Annotated in this window: 21 protein-coding genes; 2 read left to right on the top strand and 19 right to left on the bottom strand. The window is 38.4% G+C overall.

Annotation, left to right across the window (positions count from 1 at the left end; genetic code table 11):
- Nucleotides 1-29: 29 nt before the first annotated feature.
- Together FIU87_RS04490 and FIU87_RS20925 are read right to left on the bottom strand one after the other, a co-directional pair.
- Nucleotides 30-317: a hypothetical protein gene (locus FIU87_RS04490; RefSeq protein WP_172970952.1), complete on the bottom strand. Its 288-nt coding sequence runs from the start codon at nt 315-317 to the stop codon at nt 30-32.
- A 39-nt stretch (nt 318-356) separates the two neighbouring features.
- Complete coding sequence (locus tag FIU87_RS20925; RefSeq protein ID WP_172970951.1) at nt 357-506, bottom strand: hypothetical protein; 150 nt, start codon at nt 504-506, stop codon at nt 357-359.
- A gap of 160 nt (nt 507-666) precedes the next feature.
- Between FIU87_RS20925 and FIU87_RS04485 the strand changes: the two genes are divergently transcribed.
- Nucleotides 667-1,563 carry a helix-turn-helix domain-containing protein gene (locus FIU87_RS04485; protein ID WP_172970950.1) on the top strand — a complete coding sequence of 299 codons (897 nt, stop codon included), beginning with the start codon at nt 667-669 and terminating at the stop codon, nt 1,561-1,563.
- Between the two features lie 203 nt (nt 1,564-1,766).
- Here FIU87_RS04485 and FIU87_RS04480 read toward each other — a convergent pair whose 3' ends face one another.
- From FIU87_RS04480 to FIU87_RS04410, 15 genes are all read right to left on the bottom strand, one after another.
- On the bottom strand, nt 1,767-4,256 hold the full coding sequence (locus FIU87_RS04480; protein ID WP_152443485.1) for a DUF2705 family protein: 2,490 nt from the start codon (nt 4,254-4,256) through the stop codon (nt 1,767-1,769).
- 50 nt (nt 4,257-4,306) lie between these two features.
- Entirely contained in the window at nt 4,307-5,197 is an 891-nt protein-coding gene (locus FIU87_RS04475; protein ID WP_152443484.1) for an ABC transporter ATP-binding protein, read from the bottom strand.
- A gap of 620 nt (nt 5,198-5,817) precedes the next feature.
- The gene (locus tag FIU87_RS04470) at nt 5,818-6,894 is read right to left on the bottom strand and encodes a Gfo/Idh/MocA family protein (protein WP_152443483.1); all 1,077 of its coding nucleotides are present in this window, start codon (nt 6,892-6,894) and stop codon (nt 5,818-5,820) included.
- Between the two features lie 90 nt (nt 6,895-6,984).
- On the bottom strand, nt 6,985-7,494 hold the full coding sequence (locus tag FIU87_RS04465; protein WP_152443482.1) for a YehS family protein: 510 nt from the start codon (nt 7,492-7,494) through the stop codon (nt 6,985-6,987).
- Nucleotides 7,495-7,607: 113 nt separating this feature from the next.
- Nucleotides 7,608-8,690: a D-xylose ABC transporter substrate-binding protein gene (gene xylF, locus FIU87_RS04460; RefSeq protein WP_152443481.1), complete on the bottom strand. Its 1,083-nt coding sequence runs from the start codon at nt 8,688-8,690 to the stop codon at nt 7,608-7,610.
- A gap of 18 nt (nt 8,691-8,708) precedes the next feature.
- Nucleotides 8,709-10,247, bottom strand: coding sequence for a response regulator (locus FIU87_RS04455; protein WP_152443480.1), 1,539 nt, complete (start codon nt 10,245-10,247; stop codon nt 8,709-8,711).
- A gap of 73 nt (nt 10,248-10,320) precedes the next feature.
- Entirely contained in the window at nt 10,321-11,778 is a 1,458-nt protein-coding gene (locus FIU87_RS04450; RefSeq protein WP_152443479.1) for a sensor histidine kinase, read from the bottom strand.
- Nucleotides 11,775-12,752 (bottom strand): sugar ABC transporter substrate-binding protein, encoded by a 978-nt coding sequence (locus FIU87_RS04445; protein WP_152443478.1) that lies wholly within the window; start codon nt 12,750-12,752, stop codon nt 11,775-11,777. Before FIU87_RS04445 ends, FIU87_RS04450 begins: the two co-directional genes overlap by 4 nt.
- A gap of 150 nt (nt 12,753-12,902) precedes the next feature.
- Nucleotides 12,903-14,075: a sugar ABC transporter permease gene (locus tag FIU87_RS04440; RefSeq protein ID WP_152443477.1), complete on the bottom strand. Its 1,173-nt coding sequence runs from the start codon at nt 14,073-14,075 to the stop codon at nt 12,903-12,905.
- 12 nt (nt 14,076-14,087) lie between these two features.
- The gene (locus FIU87_RS04435; RefSeq protein ID WP_152443476.1) at nt 14,088-15,608 is read right to left on the bottom strand and encodes a sugar ABC transporter ATP-binding protein; all 1,521 of its coding nucleotides are present in this window, start codon (nt 15,606-15,608) and stop codon (nt 14,088-14,090) included.
- A gap of 79 nt (nt 15,609-15,687) precedes the next feature.
- On the bottom strand, nt 15,688-16,797 hold the full coding sequence (locus tag FIU87_RS04430; protein WP_152443475.1) for a sugar ABC transporter substrate-binding protein: 1,110 nt from the start codon (nt 16,795-16,797) through the stop codon (nt 15,688-15,690).
- 376 nt (nt 16,798-17,173) lie between these two features.
- Nucleotides 17,174-17,362 carry a CsbD family protein gene (locus tag FIU87_RS04425; protein ID WP_152443474.1) on the bottom strand — a complete coding sequence of 63 codons (189 nt, stop codon included), beginning with the start codon at nt 17,360-17,362 and terminating at the stop codon, nt 17,174-17,176.
- 482 nt (nt 17,363-17,844) lie between these two features.
- The gene (locus FIU87_RS04420; protein WP_152443473.1) at nt 17,845-18,333 is read right to left on the bottom strand and encodes a GyrI-like domain-containing protein; all 489 of its coding nucleotides are present in this window, start codon (nt 18,331-18,333) and stop codon (nt 17,845-17,847) included.
- Between the two features lie 6 nt (nt 18,334-18,339).
- Nucleotides 18,340-18,741 carry a VOC family protein gene (locus FIU87_RS04415; protein ID WP_152443472.1) on the bottom strand — a complete coding sequence of 134 codons (402 nt, stop codon included), beginning with the start codon at nt 18,739-18,741 and terminating at the stop codon, nt 18,340-18,342.
- Nucleotides 18,742-18,787: 46 nt separating this feature from the next.
- The gene (locus FIU87_RS04410; RefSeq protein ID WP_152443471.1) at nt 18,788-19,429 is read right to left on the bottom strand and encodes an RNA polymerase sigma factor; all 642 of its coding nucleotides are present in this window, start codon (nt 19,427-19,429) and stop codon (nt 18,788-18,790) included.
- Nucleotides 19,430-19,522: 93 nt separating this feature from the next.
- On the opposite strand from FIU87_RS04410, the gene FIU87_RS04405 reads away from it, so the two are divergent.
- Nucleotides 19,523-19,936, top strand: coding sequence for a VOC family protein (locus FIU87_RS04405; protein WP_152443470.1), 414 nt, complete (start codon nt 19,523-19,525; stop codon nt 19,934-19,936).
- Nucleotides 19,937-21,211: 1,275 nt separating this feature from the next.
- Here the strand turns inward: FIU87_RS04405 and FIU87_RS04400 are convergent.
- Together FIU87_RS04400 and dnaN are read right to left on the bottom strand one after the other, a co-directional pair.
- The gene (locus tag FIU87_RS04400) at nt 21,212-21,667 is read right to left on the bottom strand and encodes a GNAT family N-acetyltransferase (RefSeq protein WP_152443469.1); all 456 of its coding nucleotides are present in this window, start codon (nt 21,665-21,667) and stop codon (nt 21,212-21,214) included.
- Nucleotides 21,668-21,684: 17 nt separating this feature from the next.
- Entirely contained in the window at nt 21,685-22,800 is a 1,116-nt protein-coding gene (gene dnaN / locus FIU87_RS04395; protein ID WP_152443468.1) for a DNA polymerase III subunit beta, read from the bottom strand.
- Nucleotides 22,801-22,843 lie beyond the last annotated feature (43 nt).

The raw sequence follows: 22,843 nt of genomic DNA, 5'->3' as shown, positions 1-22,843 counted from the left end.
AGTCCTGCTAACCTATATGATCTGTTGTTTTAATTTAAAATCTGTTCACCAAGAGGAGTTGGATATTTGATTCCTGCTTTAAAAATTATGCCTTCGTAATAATGCTTTCCACTAAATTCGCCAGAATATAAGAGATACCCCCTGTATTGTGTACCAAATTTTGTTTCGTTGTAAAAAGTACATGATCCACTAAATGGTAGCTGTACACTGTGGACATGATAACTTCTTGGAACAATGTTGCCGCTTGCGTTTTGTTCATTCCTTGAAGCTGCATTACTAGAATTCATTAATATAAAGTCCATCTTTTTATTTCGCATCTATCCACCCCACTAATTAGAAATGTTTAAACAATCCTCTCACCTATACTCTGGAGGGAGAATGGGACCATCGTCTTCTAATTCAGTTCCATTATCGTTGACACTTGTTTCTGCTATCACTTTTTCATTAGGAACTAATAAGATACCTAAAACAATTACTAATACAATTACCCTATACAGCTTTACCACAAATACCTCCTATAAAATCCCTTTTTATAGTATAATTATAATATATGTATATATTTTCCGTATTTTTGATTAGTAGCTAAATTCTTAGATATTTTGCCATCCAGCTCAACAATAGGCCCTAAGTCACAAATAAATATAAACTTATTAATATTTTTTGGAGGTGGGCAACATTAATAACCAGGCTGCTGTAATTGGACAAACAATAAAAGAATTGCGCAAAAACCAATTACTTACTCAGAAGTCTCTTGCTGAAGGAATTTGTTCTCAGACTACCATCAGCCTTATTGAGAGCGGGCTCACCTTGCCAAGTGTTGATATTTTATATTATTTGTCCAAACGGTTGAATGTCTCCCTCGATTATTTTTTTCAAGAGAGTGAGCGAGAAATTGCCAATTACGAGATTACTACAACTGAGTTAATAGAACAGCTATGGAAAACGAAGGACTATGAAGAAATATACAGAATAACAGAGTCAGAAAGAAAGCAACAAAAAAACAGGGACTTAAGTCATGAATTTTATCTCTTCATTGAACTACATTACTATTTAACCTCCAACCTGTCGGGAAAAATGGCATGGGACACATGCATAAGAAAACTTAAGAAATTAATAAGGGATAACACTATACATAAGCCAAAGCTCTTGGATCTTAGGATAAAAAACGCCATTGCCAACATTCTTGTTGAACATGGTAAAAATAAAGAAGCAATGAAAATTTACGAAGATCTTTTAAGGCTTAATTATATGGAGGATAGTTATAGCTCTGTAAGATTAAGGTTGAAGGTATACTTTAACTTAGCAAGACTTTATTACCAATCTTTAGATTATGAAAAGTCATATTCTACTGCGTTAAATGGAATTAAGCTATCGATAAAGTTTGAGGATGTTTCAATGATTGGAAACTTATATGTACATGGTGCACAATGCTTACAACAATTAAATCGCCACAAGGAAGCGTTAGAGTTTTTGAATCAAGCAAAATTTATTTATACTCTTTTAAAACGAAGCTGGTACCTGGAATTTGTTGAAAATCTATTACAAGAAGCCAAAGGCAGGTAGCCCTTGGCTTTTTATAAGGCTCTTTTCTAAAAGATTGTTGCTATTATCCAGGAAAAAGTCGGAATTAGGACCTTTTCCAATAACACAATCAAGAATTATTGCCACCCTTTTTAAACTACTTTCTAAGACAAGAGCACGACAGCAACGATAATTACGGAAATTCTAATAATACGCAGAGCAACAAAGTTTGCGAAAACAGCCTTTTATAAATATAATTCTTTCTTGGTTTTGGTGGAATCCTGGTTACTCCTATCATTTGATGACCTTTGCTTTAATTTCAAAAAGCCAAAAATCAGAAAGAGAAGGACGTATATAATAATTATCACGCTACCTATTTGCGGGTTAACCAGCGGATTATTTAAAATAGTTGCCAGTTCTCCATTTACTATTTTAGGAATATTGAAATACGTAAACGGAGAAAGATGTGCATGCTCAGCTAGAAAATAAATGCTTAAGACATACCCACTCCCAAAAAACAAAACAGCTGTCATAAAAACTGTATACACTTTTTGAAATAATATCGAAAAAGTAATTGTAACCACTAGAACGAATAGAATTACTAATATTAGCAGCCCAATTTGATACAATAGATGTTCTCCTAGTGGAACAAAATGAAACCCATATTCTCCTGATCTTGTGCCGGAATAAGTATCACCTGCAGCTTGTGCTTTACTTGCATAATGTAGAATAGGATAATTCCAATCTCCAAATCTTTTGAAAATCGTTCCTAGAATCACTATCAATCCAAAAATCCCCAAGGTAGTTAATAATCCTGTTATCGTTGCATGAATTGCTTTTCCAAAAAAAATGTGGGTATTTTTAAGCGGCTGTGTCAGAAGAAGCTGTATTGTTGCTTTTTTTCCTTTTTCGGATGCGAACCCTCCACCGAATAAAAATAATAAAACGAATAGAGGTATTAGGAAAATATAATTCTCAAAATACAAATAGAGTGTGAACAAACCGCTATTATCTACCTTGCTATTCTCTTCTGTCCATCCAGCGTATTCTTCCTTCCCATCTAAATAATTATGGATGGTATACGTATATTCTCCTGAAAAAACAGGACGAATGTTTCGCTCAATCATCCAATATTTTTCTGCAATACTGACATCAAGGGTAAACTGGCCAAATATCTCCGCATATGTTCTTTCCGTGCTCGGTTCAATCTCTCCATTAAAATCCCTATTAATATATAGCTGATACTCGTATAAAGGGGACCAGTCTTGCTTACGGTAGCCTTCCAGGGCTTTTATGGTTAACTCCTGCTGCTGTTCATACTTACTAATAATTTTCTCTGTATGCTCAATCTGTGCTGAATTATCAACGTCTGTAGTTTCTTCCAATTCTTTCAGGTGGACTATTGAATCTTCGAACATGGAGAGATCATCCAATAGCACAACCCCTTCCTCCAGACTTTGGATATATCGCTCTTCTTTTTCAATAGTACTGGATGTTACCATGTAATATCCTAGGAAAAGTAGCAATATCAGCAATACGTTACTTTGATGGTAAAGACCCTTCCTCTGAGTTTTTCTCCATTCAAACCGCAATATGGTGACTAGTTGATGTGTACCACTTCTGGTTTTCCGATTGGGAAATGGTCTTTTCATAAGAGAAGTTTTCCCTAAGAATCCAACTTCTTTTTGTTTAAAGATAATGCTTAAACCTAATAAAAGAGTGCTCCAAATTAATGCGGAAACAAGATAAACCCATTCCTTCTCAGAGAAGGTGTCCAATACTGAAAAGTGTAAAAAGTAGAATGGATTGTATGGTGTCTGCAAGCCTTCACTAAATCTTGTTATCACAAAACCGGATATTAAAAGGAATGCAAGTACCATAGTGGAACTAAAAGAGTTGTTTGTCCACTTACCTAACAAAAGGATAGTATTAAAAATGAACAGACAAGCACATAGAAACAAACATATATTCCGAATTAAATACGTAAAGGTAGAAACGATTAAGAAGTCTTCACCATTTAGTAGTACTTGGGGATAAGCTAACTCAAGTGTTTCTCCTGACAGAACAGCCGCAATTCCCCATCCTGCTAGTAACACAAAAGCCGTGTAGATCATTAGGACAATGAACAAGATACTTAGCTTAGAAATGCTCTGTTGCCATGGCTTAATTGGCTGTGTATTCAATAATAAATATGTCCGTTGTTCCCTTTCAATGGTGACAATATTACCAAACATTAAAATGATGATAGTCAACCCGAATAATTGAAGAAGCAAAGAAGCACTTTCTACCATTAAAAGATGAGGAGAAGTTGGATATTCTTCGTCTTCATATGGCAGTGAATGTTCCAATAGCCAGTTGTTTTTTTGGTTGGCAAGGTCCTGTTCTACGCCTTCTAAAGTTTCAAACCTCCCCCCATTCTCAACAAATTCTGTGAGGGCTTGAAAGAAATCAGCCTTCCATAACGGAACCTGGTCCCATTCTTCATCATTTATGGCAACTCTCCAATACAAAAGGGCACTTCCCATTTCCTTTAATGCCGCAAATTGTGGTTCCTGATATTCCTCTAAATTACCCTCCCGCTGTAAAGTTTCTAAATCTCTGCGTAAGGTATTGACGTTATTCTGATAGACTTCATTCTGTTTTATAGCCCGGTCAATCTTTCCTTCTTTTTCTTTTATATTTGGATATAAAAGTGCCGTTGTACAAATAAGGACGATCAAAAATAACCAAATCAACTTTCTTTGCTTCCATATTTTTAACCATTCGAACCTCAGTAAACTGTTCATCATACTGCACCATTTTTCGCGTCTGACTCAAAAATGACTCGATAACGGTCCTCAGATCCAAATACCTTTTTCTCCATATCTAAAATGGAAATATCATTTGCTGCAAAGAGCTTTAAGATTTCTTGAATCTGCATATGTATCAATTCTACTGATATAATCGCACCATTCCGTTTAACTACATTATTTTTTTCCTGCAATAAAGCTTCTGCCAGGTTTGGATTATCCACCTTGATTTGATAGGAAATTTTCTCAAAGAGTGTCATATCCTCTTCTATTAACCTACCCTGTTTCAAAAACATAACCTTTGATGTAACCTTATCAATTTCAGAAAGATTATGAGAAGATAGAAGTATTGTGGCCCCTTCTTCCTTTAATTCAATTAATAGATTTCTTACTTTAATTGCGCTGGTCGGATCAAGTCCGTTTAATGGTTCATCTAAAATAATGAGCTCAGGTTTATTTAAGATTGCCATTGCCAAAAGTAAATGCTGCTTCATTCCTAGAGAATAATTGCCTACTTTTTTATGAAGGTATCCAGTTATTCCAATCCGTTCAGCAGTTGTATTTATTTGGGACTTAGGAAGCTTTTGCACATCAGCTATAAATTGAAGATGATCATTGCCTGTGAGGTAATCATATAAAACTGTATTGTCCTGCATAAAAGCAATCTTTTTAAAAATGGTATGATTTTTATTGGTTTGACCAAGAACACTTATTACACCACTGTCAGCCTCAATCAAATTGGTTATAATGCTAAGAAGCGTGGATTTACCAGAACCATTTGGACCGACAAGCGCGACAATTTCAGGCTTATCCATGATAAAAGAAACATCCGACAGCACCCTTTGTTTTCCAAATGATTTATTAATTTCTGATACTTGTAGAATCATGAGCTACCTCCTCAACTTATCTATAGCAATATATAGGACAAAAACCCTACCAATAATTATATATTTTGGTAAGGTATTGATATAATTAGTGACGTAAAGGTTGAGCTATCATAGGTGTAGGATAAGTAATTCCAGTCCTATAGATATATCCTTGGTAATAATGTTTCTTGTTGAATTCACCAGAGTAATAGAGATACCCTCTATAAACTGTTCCGTACTTTGCTTCAGAGTAAAATGCATAATTCCCACTGTATGGAAGTTGCACATTAGAGACTTGGTACTTATCTGGTGCCGAAGTAGTAATTTCAGCATTTGCTGATGCAAAATTAGCCGGTCCACTCAACATGAGAAACATTGCCCAAGAAAAAAACAATAAAGATACTAGATTTCTGTTTTAACACTTTTTTACCTCCAATCTGAATTGTTTTAACAACAACTTAATATTAATACTGAAACTATCAAACTGTAAAAGCTCTGTTTCCATTAAATTCTAGATTCTATGACTGCTTAGTTCTAAAAACTCTAATCTTTCTCAACGTTTTATAAAAAATATTAAGATACTTATATTTTGATTCACACATAAGAAAAGAACAGCAATCCTCTGCTGTTCTTTTCACTCGCTATTGTATTTTCACTCTACGTCCTTCTTCATGTGACTGCTTTATTGCATCCATCAACACTTGTACCTGGTATCCCGCATCAAAACCAGGTAAATGAGGATGTTCAACTTGTTTAGAAATTAGCTGATTTACTTGTTCTAGTGAACGATAAAAGGCATTATAGTATCCTGCTGCAACCGGATTCATACTCTCTGGAACTGCTAATGCTTCTTCTAACTCTACTTCAGCTAGCGGTTCATTCCCAATTCCAAGGAGCACTTTATTATCCTGAAGCATTTGAATCGTCCCATCTGTGCCAAACACCTCTAACTTCCAACCTTCATCAGCGTGACGAACCACGATGTTGGAACCAACCGAAAACGTACCGCCTCCTACGAAATTACCGATTGCCTGAAACGCATCATCAGCTGTACGGATCTCTGTCTCTCCTTGCTCATCTGTGAATTCTGGAACATGAGTCGTAAGTTGACCACTGACCGATTCAACGCTCGCATCTGTCCACCAAAGCATCGAATCAATTAAGTGTGATCCAACGGCACCCAAGATTCCGCCAGCTTGATCCTTTTGACTGAGCCATCCTCTTTTACTTGTCGCATATCGCTCGTATCCAGCAATATTAAGTGAAAAATTAACATGAAGGATTTTACCGATCTTGCCACTTTCAATCATTTCTTTCACCTTTTGTCTTGCAGGTAAAAAGCGGTACTCAAAATTGATTAGACCAACTTTGCCAGCCTCATCTCTCGCTTTCATCATGCTTTGGGCTTCTTCTGCAGAAAAGGCCATTGGTTTTTCACATAGCACGTGACAGCCGTGATTAAATGCTTTTACTACCATATCATGATGAAGCATTGGAGCAGATGCAACAGAAACTAAATCCAACTGCTCATTTTCTAGCATTGCCTCCCAATTGTCATAAACTTTATCGACTCCCGTTTCCTCTTTTACTTCTTCAAGGCGGCCTCGCGAAACACTAGCAACAGCCACAACTTCATATCCAGGATGATTTTGCATAACAGGCACATGCACCTTTGCACCAAAACCTGTTCCAATAACCCCAACTCTAATTTTCTCCATCGATGACTCCCCTTTGTATGTAATGTTGTACTCTTTCTATTTCGACAAAAAACAGCACATTTCCTTTAAGGAAATTGTGCTGTTTCAATTCTAACGGTATTTGTAAGCAAGTCCTTTTAGAAAGTTCCGAGCAAACTTATCGCCGCACTCTTTATAATTTTTGTGTCCTTTTTTTCTTAATAGCGCGCCTAGCTCACTTTTCGTAATCCTCACACCAGCTTCCTCTAACGTGTCCATCATGTCCTCAGCAGTTAGAGCTAGAGCAATTTTCACTTTTTTCAACAGAATATTATTTGCTGGTTCATTAGAAAATGGAGGTCTTTCCGGCTGACCTGGCTTTGGTTCCTGTTTACCTCTTTTAAAGGTAATGAATCCGTTTAGGAACGATTCCAGTACTTTGTTGTTTATTGGAATGACCTCGCCATCTTCCACGGCAAAATCGTAATCTTCCTCTGATTCAAAATCTCTAGGGTTAGTGAGAATCTTGCGGACTTCCTCCAGCGTATAATCCACACCACCTAATTTAAAAATTTCGACCATGTCTTGGTCTTTGATATCAAGGGCATAGCGCAATCTAATTAACATGTCATTGTTTGTCATGGGAAACTCCTTCTTATTAAAGCTGTTTGTTTCTACGGATATATTTAGGATATCCGAATGTTTATTAAGCTATTATTGTAGCAATCAAACGGTATTTTTTCAAAAGGTGTTTATCATTCCTCATTGTATACATCTTCCTTGGCGTGAAACCCATCCAGAATGACTGTACTATCGAGGTTAGTTCTATCTACTGCAATTGGTGAAAGCAAAATCGAAGGAACTTCCATTTTTCCATTATTTAATTTTCTATCTGTGTCGATATATTCCCCTTCCGCCATACTAACAGCTAATCGGGCAGCTTCTTCAGCGAGTAATGAAATAGGTTTGTAAACGGTCATCGTTTGAGTGCCTTGAACAATTCTTTGCGCTGCAGCAAGTTCTGCATCCTGACCTGCAACAGGAATCTCTCCCGCTAGGCCTGCTTCCTCAAGTGCTTTGATAGCCATCCCCGCAGTGGCATCATTGGCTGCGATTACGGCATCTATCTTGTTGTCATTTGCAATTAATGCTTCCTTCATATTTTCATAGGCGTTTGTGGGATCCCAGTTTTTTGTCCACTGATCATAAACAATCGTAATATCACCTTTATCAATTAATGGCTTTAAAATGTTAAAGACACCTTTTTTAAAAAGATGTGCATTGTGGTCAGTGTCAGCGCCTCCGATATACACATACTTCCCTTTTGGTACGAGCTTGGTGATTGCTTCTGCTTGTAACTCTCCGACTCTTTCATTATCAAATGACACATACAAATCGATCGTTGCATTTTTTACAATTCGGTCATAAGAAAGCACTTTGATTCCAGCCTGATGAGCTTTGTTGATAATGGCCGCTGCCGCTTCAGCATTATGCGGGACAACTACAAGCAGATCTACTCCTTGGCTTATCAATGTTTCAGCCTGTAACACCTGAAGCGCATCATTTCCGTTAGCAGCCATAATCTCAACTTCTGCTCCTAGATTTTCCACGGCATTTTTAAAAAGATCACGGTCTCTTATCCAACGTTCTTCCTTAAGCGTGTCCATTGAAAAGCCAATTTTCAGCTTATTGGATTCTAAAGGGGCTTTTGTCACCTCGCTTTGAGTGATGGTCGGAGCTTTAGAAATGATTGTGGTTGGTTTTTCACAAGCTGTGAATGCCAACAACAAACTTAAAGCGATAAAAATGTATGTTAACCATTTTGTGTTGGGCTTCATACTTGAAATCCCCTTCTACTAAATTTGTCCAAGTAACGTTTTGCGATATTCTTTAGGAGATATACCAGTCATTTTTTTAAATACCTTACTAAAATAGTTTGGATCATGGTAACCTACCTCAAACGTAATTTCTTTAATACTTGTATCGGTGTCACTCATAAGTTTCTTTGCTTTTTCTATCCGACATTCTGTTAGGAAGTCAATATAGTTAATCCCCTGTTTTTCTTTAAATAACTTACTGATATAAATTGGACTAAGCCCCACTTTTTTTGCAAGGGAATCAAGCGATATATCTTCATGAGAATGCTTTTTTATATATTGTTTCACCTGTTGAACGGTATCTGCTTCTAGTAGACTAATATGCTTTGTAAAGGCGTGTCCCATTATTTCCAAAAGCCGAAGCGTTTCCATTCGAAGCTGTCGGTAATCTGTTGTTTGTATGGAATATAACGGAGTACCTGTTTCTATTCCTATTTCATTCATTATGCGAGAAACTCCCCAAAGAGCCTCTAGCATTAATTGTTGACTTTGAAGAATGGGTGCATGTTTTTTTTCATAAACGTCGAGAACACCTAATAGCTCTGCACGAATCTTTTCCCACTGTCCAAGACGAATAAGGTCTGCGAATCCCTTGTCCTTGAAAAGATAATGCTGACTATTTACTTTAGTATCAGATACGAGGCTATCTGAATGAAAGCTATAATGAAGAGAAGGTCTACTATCAATAGTAGCAACCAATGCATCCTGATAGGATTGACGAACGTGTTCTAAGGAAGTACAAGCTCTGCCAATCCCAATGAAACAATTTGTACTAGATTCTTTTTTGACGGTAGAAAGTATTTGACGAGCCAAATGACTTGCCTGAGAGCGATACGTTTTTTCAGGCTGACGGAAAACAATGATTGGTAGCTGATGTCCATACAAAGCCCCTACCCAACCACTTTTCGTTTGCCGAATAAGCTCCTTTATTCCCATATAACACCTGTCTCCGTCTTCATCCATAAGAACAAGCATGACAAACATTTCATCTGTTGATGGGAGTTCTAGCATCTCTACTAGCATGTCTACATGAACATCATGTACATGATCAAACAGCAACTGCGTAACCACATCTGTCTCCATAAGTGCTAATGCTTTTTGCCGTTCTGCCTGCTGTTCGAGCTCCCAAATTAACGCTCGTTGTTCCTCTTCAATAAGTTGAATGACCTTGCCTACTGTATCCTTAATTTCAGAAGCTTTACTCGGTTTTAACACATAGTCCTTCACACCAAGCTTTATGGCAGCTTTCATGTATGAAAAGGTGTCATAAGCTGTAACCATAATAAATTTTATCTTAGGATTTGCGTTACTTATTTTTTCTACTGCTTCAAGCCCATTCATCCCTGGCATCTTTATGTCCATTAATATTAGATCGGGAACAAATTCCGCTGCCAATTCCACTGCCATTTTACCGTTTTTTGCTTGTTGAAATTGAATATTTGAGAAGCTTTTTTCCAGGATTGCTTGCATTCCCCTTCGTTCAATTTGTTCATCATCCACTATGAGGAGTTTTATCAAGGTCACCGACTCCTTTTTTACATCCTTGGTTCATTATTTTATCGTTGTAAACAAGCAATTTTCTCGCTATTATTTAAGCACTTTCTACTTTGTTAAAACGTGGTTGTTCTTTAATCGATAGGATGATTTTTGTCCCCTTATCTTGCTTACTTTCTATTTCAAAAACCTCTTCATAGCCATAGAATAAACGCAATCTCTTCACAACATTACTGAAACCAATTCCTGTAGAATGACCTTCAGTGGTAGGTAAAGCTTCTTCTTTCAAAATCTGCACAATCTTTTCTTCCGGCATCCCCAAGCCATCATCTTCTATTTCAATGATAATAAAGTTTTCTTTCTTTTTTACGCGAAACCAAATGGTCCCGCCCTCCTCTTTCGGCTCCACTGCATGAATCACAGCATTCTCGATGATTGGCTGTAAAGTAAGCGCTGGAATCTTTAAGTCTAGGCAGGATTCGTCAATTTCAGAAACCAACGTAAGTCTATCCGTAAACCTAGCTTTTTGAATATCCATATATTGTTGAAGGACAATAATTTCATCCTGAAGGGTAACAGAACGATTCTGCCGCTTCAGGTTGTATCGTAAAATACCAGCTACACTCACAAGGAGATCACTCGTTTCCTCTGATCCTTCAAGATAGGCTTTTTTAGAAAGTGTATTAAGCGTATTAAAAAGAAAATGTGGGTTTATTTGACTCTGAAGACTACGAAACTGACTTTCTTGTAAAAGCAGCCTGCTTTCTTGAAGTTCTCTTTCTAGTGCAGCTTTACTTTTTATTTCAGAAATTAAGTTATTAATGTTAATGCGCATTCGATCAAATGTTTTTGCTAAAAAGGCGATTTCATCGTTCGTCTCGACTTTTACCTGTGCATCGAAATCCCCTTTTGATAAAGCATTAGCGGCTCTAGTTAGTTGAAAGATTGGTCTTGTAATACTTAGGGAAAACCAGTAGGAACCAACTAATAATAAACCCGTAATTAACAATAGGACCCAGATTCCTAGTTTAATAACCTCTGCAGATTGCTCAATAATTCCCCTGTAAAAACGATTATAGGTGTTAAGTTCCATGTCTATTAAGGTGAGGGTTGTCTCTGAAATATAGGTGGATATTCTGTTTGCCTCTGAGAATTCTTGAGTAGATAAATCGGTATCCTGATTTTCTTGAAATAATATAAGGCGGTCTGTTGTTTCTATGAGGCTATCAACCAAGTTTAGATAATTTGTTAGAGTAAAATCATTCTCTGTATTTCGAAGATGATAAACGTTGTATTTAGCTTGTAAAACCTTTTCCTTGCTTTCCTCAAGTTCGGCTAGGCTAGTTGGGGTTGGCTCGATCATATAGTTATTCAAGTCGGTGATTACCTGTTGACTTGCTTTTGTTACTTCATTCATACTCAGATATCGTTGAAGAATCTCATTGTATTGTTTATGAGTTTTATAGTTGTAGTATGTGAGCGCTAACCATATTGCCGACATAATAACTAAAACGACAGTAGTTAAGGTTAGGATTTTTTTTTGAATATTTGTCATGGACCTTTTGCCACTTTCCTAATGTTTATGTCGGTTAAATAGCCATCCTTATCTAGTGGAACGGTTTTGCCTTTAAGCCAATCAATCATTAACTGAACACTTAGCCTTCCCATCTCTTCAGGAGACTGTTCAATGACCCCATCCAGTTTTCCTTGTTCAAGCAACGTTAATGACTCCGGACCATCATCAAATGTATAAATATAGTATGGTTCAACTTGAGAGCGCTTACTTATTTCCCCAAGCATAGCCCCTGCCATATTCGCATTAACTGCAATAAAAGCATCTGTATCAGGATGGCGGTTAAAGACATCCTGTGTAGCCAACATTACCTGTTCTCGTGTATCCTGCGTTTCCACCTCAATAATTTGAAGATTATTGTAGTATTTAATGAGATCTTCCATTCCTTGTCTTCTCTGTCGTTGGTAGTATTCTTGGCTACTGTCATACATAAGTACAACTTTTCCATCCTGTCCCAAATCCTTTAGAAGCTCACGAGCAATCATTTTACCTGCTTCATACTGATTAGAACCAACATAGGTCCTCCTTAGACTTTCCTCCATTGGTACGTCATTTGCTACGGTAATGACTGGAATTCCATAAAAGGATGCCTTTACCTTCGTAAGTTCTTTGAACTCTGGTGAGTCTAAGCCTTGGATAATGATGCCATCTACCTTTGATTGAATGGCAAGTTCTATATTTTTTAGAAAATCTTCCTTGTTACTATTATAGCTCCCCCAAACCTCGAGGCTTACGTCTTCATTTTGGGCTGCGGCCATCGCACCCTGAGAAACTTTATCCCAAAAAGGAGTTTCCATATCCTGTGTAATCAGTACCAGCCGATACTGGTCTTGCCCAGCACCAAGTGCCTTCGGAAGCTGACCCTCTGCATCAATAATTTTCTTCGCTGATACAAACGTTAAATAACACAACACAACAAAAACAATACATACCCCCAAAACCCCTGCCTTGCGCAAACAACCTCCCCCTCCAAAACCATCAATCTATTCTCATCATAGCATAGTAAAGAAGCATGGGGACGTTTCTTCTGCTTCCATCTTTTGTATTTCAAATCCTTTATTGCTGCTTTACGAAAGGCCAGACTCCGAGGAATCTGGCCAACTTTCTTATCTTTTTTTACGGGTCATCACATCAAAGATTACTGCTCCAGCCAACACTCCGCCACGAATCATGTATTGATAGGAAATTCCCACTCCAAGAAGGTTCATCCCGTTACTTAAAGATGCCATAACGATGGCTCCAATGATGGCACCAGTTACTTTCCCTACTCCCCCTGCAGAAGATACCCCTCCAACGTAGGCAGCAGCAATAGCATCCAATTCAAATAGCGTTCCTGCTGTTGTAGTAGCTGATTGTAAACGTGCAGTGAACAAAATTCCAGAAAGCGCAGCAAGCATACCCATCGAACCAAAGACGATATAGGTAATTTTCTTTACATTAATGCCGCTTAAATGCGCTGCCTCAGGATTACTTCCCACCGCATAAATATGGCGGCCAAGAACGGTTCTCGTAGTAAGGAAATGATAAACAATAACCACTAGTAAAATAACGATAACTGTCCAAGAAAAGCCGTTATAGCCTGCTAAAATCCAGGTAACATATGCGATAATCGCAGAAACAAATGCAAGCTTCAGGATAAAAATCGGTTTGGATACGACTTCAAACTCATACTTAATCTTGTTATTTCTCGTAGAAATTTCACTATAGATATATAATAATATACCAACTAGCCCAACAAGCAAGGAAAGCAAGTGTAGACCATTTACCTCTACAAGAGACGGAATATAGCCATTCCCGATGGCGTTGAATTTATCATCCTGAATAATAATGGTGCCTGTTTTCTCTGTAACCTGAAGCAAGGCCCCGCGGAAAATCAACATACCTGCGAGCGTTGCGACAAAAGACGGAATGCCAATTTGCGCAATCAACACTCCATTGAAAAGCCCAACCACCGCTCCAAGAACGAGAATAATCGGAATGGTCAGCCATACTGATAAACCCGCTTGGGTAAGTAAAATGGCAGCTATTGCTCCAAGAAATCCAGCAGCATATCCAACAGATAAATCGATATGACGAATGACGATAACGAGTGTCATTCCGACAGCTAAAACGGCGATATATCCTGCAGAATCTAATAGATTACTAATATTTCTTGAAGACATAAATAAACCATTTGTCATAAATGTAAAGGTAAGAATAATAACAAATAAAGCAATATACATTCCGTAATCACGGATATTCTCATGAATTAATGACCTAGCTTCCTGTATAACATTCATGCCCCTAACCCCCTATTGCGTGGCAAGCTCCATAATTTTTTCCTGGTTTGCTGCTTCTATGTCCAGCTCTCCTTTTATTTCTCCTTGAGCCATCACATACACCCGATCGCTCATCCCAAGAACCTCTCCCAATTCAGAAGAAATCATGATAATGCTGAGACCAGCTTCGATTAATTTATTCATCACCGTGTAAATTTCGAATTTCGCACCTACATCAATCCCACGGGTCGGTTCATCCAAAATCAGCAACTTAGGTCCAACAAAGAGCCACTTTCCTATAGAGACCTTCTGTTGGTTTCCTCCACTAAGGTTACCTACAAGCTGCTCGAGAGAAGAAGCTTTTATATGAAGAGATTCTTTATACTGTTCCGCCATTTTTATCTCTTCATTTTCATTGATAACTCCTTTGTTAGAAATCCCTTTCAAATTCGCCGCTGAAATATTGCTTTTTATATCCTGTAAAAGAAACAAGCCGTCATCTTTACGGTCTTCCGTGACATAGGCAATACCTGCTTTAATCGCATCCTTAGTATGCTTAAGCGAAGTAAGACTGTCATTCCAAACCATGTCACCTTCTAGCTTATAAGACTTTGCATTCCCAAAAATACTAAGGGCAAGCTCTGTTCTACCTGATCCCATCAGACCAGCAATCCCAACAATTTCTCCCTTTTTCACGTGTAGATTTACATTTTTCACGACCTGTCTCCCCAGTTGTGGATCATAGGCTGACCAGTGATGAAGCTCTAGAATTTTTTCTCCATGCTTTTTATGCTCTCTCTTTGGATAAATATCTTCTATTTCACGACCCACCATATTCTTAATGATGACAGCTTCGGAAATTTCCTCATCAATTGCATTTAAGGTACAAATCGTTTTTCCATCGCGAATAACCGTTGCCTTGTCGGCGATTTTGATGACTTCCTTTAGCTTATGAGAAATCATAATGCAGGTAATGCCTTGCTTTTTTAAATCTTTTAATAGTGTTAGAAGGTTTTCACTGTCGTCTTCATTCAAGGCTGCTGTCGGTTCATCTAAAATGAGCAACTTTACCTCTTTGCTTAATGCTTTGGCAATTTCCACTAGCTGTCTTTTCCCAACACTTAAATCCTTCACAAGCGTGTCTGGATGAACATCAAGCTTAACTTTTGAGAGCAATTTTTTTGCTTCAACAATTGTCTTGTTCCAATCAATTAAACCGCCATGCTTTACTTCATTTCCTGCAAAAATATTCTCATAAACTGTAAGATCGGGAAATAAGGCAAGCTCTTGATAGATAATGGCAATCCCTGTATGAACACTGTCACTGATTTTGTTAAATTGCTGAACACTTCCCTCAAAAACAATATCTCCGGTATAAGTTCCATAAGGATATACGCCGCTCAGCACCTTCATAAGTGTAGATTTCCCTGCACCATTCTCCCCGATCAAGCAGTGAATTTCTCCTTCTTCCACTTTAAAGCTCACATCGCTTAGTGCCTTGACTCCAGTAAATTCCTTGGAGATTCCGTTCATCTCCAATATATATCTGCTCATCCTTTTACCCCCTTTAACAAAAGCAGTGACAATACGGAACGGTGGCCACATTCCTAGCCACCATTCCGCTCTATTCTACTTATAGACCAGTAAACTCGCTTGCTTCATAATACTCTGAGTCAATTAATTCCTGCTTCACGTTGTTCTCATCCACAACGATTACATTCGTTTGTTTTGCTTTCACTTCTTTTTTGCCATTATCGTAAGAGCCAGTTGTTTCAGGTGTTTTGCCGTCTAGAATTTCCACAGCAATACCCATCGCATCTTTTACAAGTGTGCGAACATCTTTAAACACTGTCATAGATTGTTTTCCATCAATCACATATTGAATGGATGCTTTTTCTGCATCTTGACCTGTTACAAGATAGCTGGATACTTCACCATCTGTTGCAAAAACGTCAGCAATTGATCTTGCAGTCCCATCATTTGGAGCAAGCACGGCAACATCACCCTTCATATCAGCTCCAACAGCTGTAAGATGTGTTTGTGCTTTATTTTTTGCTTCATTTGGATCCCAGTTAGTTGTAACCTGTCCTAGGATTTTACTCATCTGGTCACGAGTCAATTCTGCTGTATCTTTTAAAGCTTCTGCTTCACTAGAGTTTGCAATCTTAAACGTGCCATCTGCGATTTTCGGTTGTAACGTTTTCCAAGCACCTTCAAAGAACAAGAATGCATTGTTATCAGAAGCTGCCCCTGCGTATAAGTAAAGAGGGATTCCAGAACCTTCTGCATTATCAATTAAGTACTGACCTTGTGCAGCTCCAACAGCCACACTATCAAATGTTACATAATAATCTACTGCATCTGTATTTGTTATTAAACGGTCATAGGAAATGACTGTAATTCCTTCTTTTTTTGCAGCTTCCACTGCAGCAGCTGCAGCATCGCCATCCTGAGGAGTAATAATAAGCACATCAATTCCTTTATTAATCAGTGTTTCGACGTTTTCTTTTTCTTTTGCTGAAGAACCTTGACTAAAAAGAATTTCTGTAGTGTACTTGGAATCCTTTAAAGCATCTTTAAAGCGTTGCTCATCCTGTACCCATCTTGGTTCATCCTTTGTCGGTAAAACAATTCCTACACTGACATTTCCGCTTCCCCCTGTGCTGCTATTACATGCTGCAAGCACTGCGGTAAGTAGCATAACAACTAGTAATAATGAAGCACTTTTCATTACTTTTCTCATGCATTTCTCCCCCTTATTTGGCTGATATTGATGATTACAGCTTCATTATATTTCGTAATTCCACTAGTTTGTAAGCGTTATCACTAGCATTCTTTTGGTATTGTCTGGACTTTTTTGGTGTGCGGCATGGAAAAGTTTTTAATCGTAAACTATACTTCATGAATTTTAGAGGATTTTTGAAGGAGAGGTTTACATGGCAAAATCTTTGTAAGATGCCACATTGCCAGAGGTGGAGGAGGATTTTCCAAGGAGGTATGTCAGCCCAAGTCAGCCACCGATGGTTACAATCGTACCATTAAAAAGACGGTTTTCTAGCTTCCTCCGGTTAACGAAGGTATGCTAGAAAACCGTCTTTTTGTTTATAAGTATTTTGAAGCTACATCCAGCCGTCCACTTCTCGTTCAGCTTCTTCTTTTGTTTTGCCATGCCGCTCCTGAATTTTACCTACCAGCTTATCACGATCACCTTCAATTTGTTGCAAATCATCGTCTGTGAGATTTCCCCATTTCTTCTTAGCATCACCTTTCATTTGGTTCCACTTGCCCTTCATGGTAGTCTGATTCATAACGATCCAACTCCTCTCACTTTGATTTGTGACTGCTGATAGCTTGTCACTAGTTACTTCATTCCACCTGCACAATTTTTCGAAACCTGGCTTTTTTTCCGTTTTATGGATATCGCTCGTATTTTTGAATAATCGGTCATAAATTTCTGTTTTCGCTCGTAAAATTTTGTTTTCGCTCTTAAAAGGAAATTTTCGCTCTTAAATCTTGCTTTTCGCTCGTAAATGGAAATTTTCGCTCTTAAATCTTGCTTCTCGCTCGTAAATGGAAATTTTCGCTCTTAAATCTTGCTTTTCGCTCTTAAATGGAAATTTCCGCTCTTAAATCTTGCTTTTCGCTCGCAAAACTCTATTTTCGCTCTAAAGGTTTTATCGTCCGAAAAAGAATGCAGTTTGAACATCAGATAGTGCGTTTTAACCCAAGTGTTCCAACAAAAAAAAGCCCAAAAAGTCAGCTGATAGCGGCTTCTTGGGCTTTTTTTGTTTTATTTCTTTTCCACCGGGATCCATATCTCAAAATGCGGATCTTCTAAATCTCGATTATGCGGATATCTTTCATGCTTAATTGGTAATGGATCATGATACGTACGGCCTGACTCAACAAATGGCTTGTACTCACTTTCTGCCAACCATTGTGAAATAGATTGATAAGTGTTCCCGATATTTTCTCCCTTTAAATGACTCACTACCAGATAAGTCATTTCGGGAACACGGAGTTCTACCATTCCATCTGGTATCGCTTGTTCTTCGGTTACTTCGTAAACAGAATAATGGGTAAAGCCATCCTGTCGAGTATGGTAGGATAACCCTAATTGCATTGCGGAATCTACGGCTTGCTCTAGCTCCACTACACGCTCATTCATTGTTTGAATTGTGCTTTTCAGCTTACCAATTTCAGACCACGGTCCCTCCCACATTAGTCCAACAGCTCGGTATCCTGGCTTTTTTTGAATTTCATAGGTTTTTAGTTTCATACGCACTTACTCCTTCTCGGTTTCTTCACAAAACATTAATTTGTTTCCTTCCGAATCAAGAACCTCGAAGAATTTCACATCGCCGACATCTTGAATATTTGTCAGGACGTGTACACCTAATGCTTTCACAAATTCATAGGTTTGGTTGATATTATCCGTATCGAGCATAAAAAGATGGTTAGGGCTGGGTGTTAAATTGTCACGGTGCATGCTATCTAAGATGAGGTTGGTTTTCCCAAGTGGGATAGAGTAGATGGTTTGCATATCTGGGGTGGCAGAGCGCATGAAGGAAGCATCTTCTGGTAACCCAAGAATTTCTCTGTACCATTTCACAGCGCGGGGCATCTCGTTTACAACGACAAATATTCCTCCAATATGGAGCTTTACAGGACTAGAAGTTTTAGTCAACGGTCAAATCCTCCTCGTCATTTTTCGTTATCCCCTATATTTTACCTCACCATCTCGCTATTTCCAAAACATTTCCACTAGGATCCACCACATGAAATGCCTTCTTTCTAGATGCTGGTCGGACGCGGTAGTTATTAGCTTCTAGAATTCGATAATAAAAAAATAATTGCTTAGCGTTCGCCTCTTTAATAGCAGTAGAAATCCCAAGTAATATTTTGGGATGAGATAGTTCTGGTTGTTTTTCTGAAGGTGTGGACTTTAGGGCTTTTCGTGATCTGTGGAGGCTGGTTTTGATAGATTCATTGCTAACCCGAAGCATTGTGGCAATCTCTTTGGTAGTATAGCCGAACACATCCTTTAAGGTGAGGAGCATTGCCTGCTTCAAGGGAAGTGTAGTCAACAAAATTTCTATTAAACTATCATATTCCGTGAAATCTTCACTCCGAATTTCCTCTTCATGGAAATACTCTATCCTCCTTGCTTTTCTTTGTTCATCAAGAAAAAGGTTTTTCGCAATAGTGTAGAGAAAGGAATAAGTAAGAGGACGTTTAGGATCATCCTTTGATAGTTTGTATACTTTTAACATCGTTTCTTGAACTAGATCCTCTGCCCTCCAGGATGAACCTGATAGCTTGAGACAGTATTTATACAGCTTTTGAACGGTTTCTTCTAGATTTTCAAATACCAATTTCTTTCCTCCAGCAAAAAAAATTGAAAATTTATGTAACTTTCTCATTATTATAATCGTTATACCTATGATTTCAAGACGAGGAGTGAGTGTATGTTTAAGGTTGGAAGTATTTTTATCCCTGTAACGGATTTAAAAAAGTCTACAAAATGGTATGAAGCAAATTTAGGTGTAAAAAAAATTGATGAATGGGAAGACGGAGTTGGCTTTTATTTTCCTAACTGTCCTACTCAAATGGGGCTAGTCAAAGTGGAAACCCCTCAACCGTTAGAATTTACGGTAAAAGGGAAGATGAAGAATGGTTATTTTAACTTTCTAGTAGATGACATTCACGCTGCTTATCAGCATTTTCAGGATAACGGAGTGGTAACCTCAGAAATTGAAGATTTTAACGGGATGCAGTTTTTTGATTTCTTTGATCCAGATGGAAATCCATTTAGTGTCGTAAACGAAAACATGGAATCTCCATTCCATCGTGAGAATGTGAAGCAATTGCAGAAGAGTTAACAAGTAAAGCAAAGACTGGGTTTGGTTGTCTTTTGGAGCTTGTATGGGGACAACGAACGGGATTTTTTGGTGGGGTTGTCCTCATTGACCTTGTATGAGGACAACGAACGGGATTTTCTCGCGGGGGTTGTTCTCATTGACCTTGTATGGGGACAACGAGCGTGATTTTCTGGCGGGGGTTGTCTTCATTGACCTTGTATGGGGACAACGAGCGGGATTTTCTGGCGGGGGTTGTCCTCATTGAGCTTGTATGGGGACAACAAACATCATTTTCTCTCGGGGGTTGTCCTCATTGACCTTGTATGGGGACAACAAACATCATTTTCTGGCGGGGGTTGTCTTCATTGACCTTGTATGAAGACAACAAACGTGATTTTCTGGCGGGGGTTGTCTTCATTGACCTTGTATGGGGACAACGAACATGATTTTCTCGCGGGGGTTGTCCTCATTGACCTTGTATGGGGACAACGAACGTGATTTTCTGACGGGGGTTGTCCTCATTGACCTTGTATGGGGACAACGAACGTGATTTTCTGGCGGGGGTTGTCCTCATTGACCTTGTATGAAGACAACAAACATGATGTTATCGCGGAGGTTGTCCTCATTGTCCTTGTATGAAGACAACAAACATCATTTTCTCACCTAGGTTGTCTTCATTGACCTTGTATGAAGACAACAAACATCATTGTCTCACGGAGGTTGTCTTCATTGACCTTGTATGAAGACAACAAACATCATTTTCTCGCGGGGGTTGTCCTCATTGACCTTGTATGAAGACAACAAACATGTTTTTCTCGCGGGGGTTGTCCTCATTGACCTTGTATGGGGACAACAAACATGATGTTATCCCGGGGGTTGTCCTCATTGACCTTGTATGAGGACAACAAACATGATTTAATCACCGAGGTTGTCCTCATTGACCTTGTATGAGGACAACAAACATGATTTAATCACCGGGGTTGTCTTCATTGACCTTGTATCAGGACAACAAACATGATTTTATCACCGAGGTTGTCCTCATTGACCTTGTATGAAGACAACAAACATCATTTTCTCGCGGGGGTTGTCCTCATTGACCTTGTATGAAGACAACAAACATGTTTTTCTCGCGGAGGTTGTCCTCATTGACCTTGTATGAAGACAACAAACATGATTTTCTCACGGGGGTTGTCCTCATTGACCCTTTATGAGGACAACCTTCAAGTGAAATTGCGTTTCCGTATAATATTCGGGTCTCACTCCATTACACACCCATATCCTCAAACTCAACGTTTCTTACCTATGCCCATCCCTCCGCGCTTGAATATACCCATAATAAGCACAGGTACCATTTTGCGACAGGTCTTTCACTTCGAAACCACACGTTTCATAGAATGCGAAATTATTAGCGGAGGTGTGGGCAAACCAATCTCCGTGAGGAAGCTTTTGCACGCAAAGTTCAACAAGCTTTTTTCCAATGCCTTTTCCTCTGTACTCGGTTAATATAACTAGGTCCATGATATTGGCAGCCATGATTTTATCCGAAATGACTCTCACCATTCCAATCATTTTGTCCTCGTCCCATACTGTGAATGCCCAGGTGGAGTTTTGAAAGATTAACGAAAATTTCTCCTTCTGCCACTCAGGCGTATTTCTCACCCAGCCAGCATTCACGAAAAGTGCTTCTACTTGGCCAGCCGGAACACCCTCTGTCCCTTCCCTGATAACAAGGCCATGAAAGTATTGATACATTTATATAACCCCCTTTTTTAGGAACGAACTGGAGAAATAAGATGGAGTGTAGACGCTTTACTCAATGGTTGGATGAGGACTGGTCTCATTGAACCACTAATGCTTATTATCACCATCTCTTCCTTGATTACTTTAAGTGCATCCATTAAAAAACTTCCATCCATGTTGATAGAGAAATTCGGTTCTCCTTCTAAAGCGACGATAGCTTGATTTTCCTCTATTTTTCCCATTTCTGTTGATGCGGAAGAAATCATAATTTTATTCTCACTTGCGTTTGTTATCTGCACATTGTTATGCTGCCGTTCACTGGAAAACAGACGTGCGCGATCAATCCCTTTTAAAAGTGTGAGAGTTTCTAGAGTTATTGTAGTTTTTGCTTCTGTAGGAATTAACGAAGAGGTATTGGGATAATTGCCCTCTATTAGTCTAGAATAAAAGGTGGTATAGCCAGATTTGAAAACAATATTACTTTCTGAGACGAAAATATGGATAGGTTCTTCTTCATTATTCATCAGTTTCGCAAGCTCATTTAGACTCGAGCTCGGCACAATAAATGATCCTTTTACAGATGAATCCACAGGAATTTTTCTCCAAGCTAAACGATGAGAATCTGTAGCAACAATAGTGAGGTGATTTTCTTGGAAGGACAAATGAACACCTGTTAGTACAGGTCTGGATTGACTTTTTGATGTGGCAAAGGCCGTTTGTTTCATGGCTTCTACGAATAGATGATTCGTGATTTCTAAGTGTTTCTCATCATTCATTTGTGGGATGCTTGGAAATTCCTCGGCACGAAATCCATTTAGTTTGGTAACAATCTCCCCAGATTGAATGGTAACCACATGCTTTTCATTTACTTTAATACGAATGTTATCAGGTAATCTCCTTACTATTTCGCTTATGTATTTTGCAGAGACAACAACGCTACCAGTATTTATTACTTCTAAGCCTTGTTGTGTTGGAATAATTTTTTCAATTGTAATATCGGAATTACTACCCGTGAGGACTACACTATCTTTATTGGCGATAATTCTTATTCCAGTTAAAATTGGAAATGGTGTTCTTAACGATACCGCCCTACTAACATCTGCAATTGCTTTGGCAAACAACTCTGATTCCAAAATAAATTCCAATAGCTTCCACTCCTTCTGCGTACTTCATTCGACAAAAAAAGAG

Source organism: Bacillus sp. THAF10 (genome assembly GCF_009363695.1).
GTDB lineage: Bacteria > Bacillota > Bacilli > Bacillales > Bacillaceae_I > Sutcliffiella_A.
The sequence above is the reverse complement of the archived record's forward strand: the minus strand, read 5'-3'. Positions and strand labels throughout refer to the sequence as shown.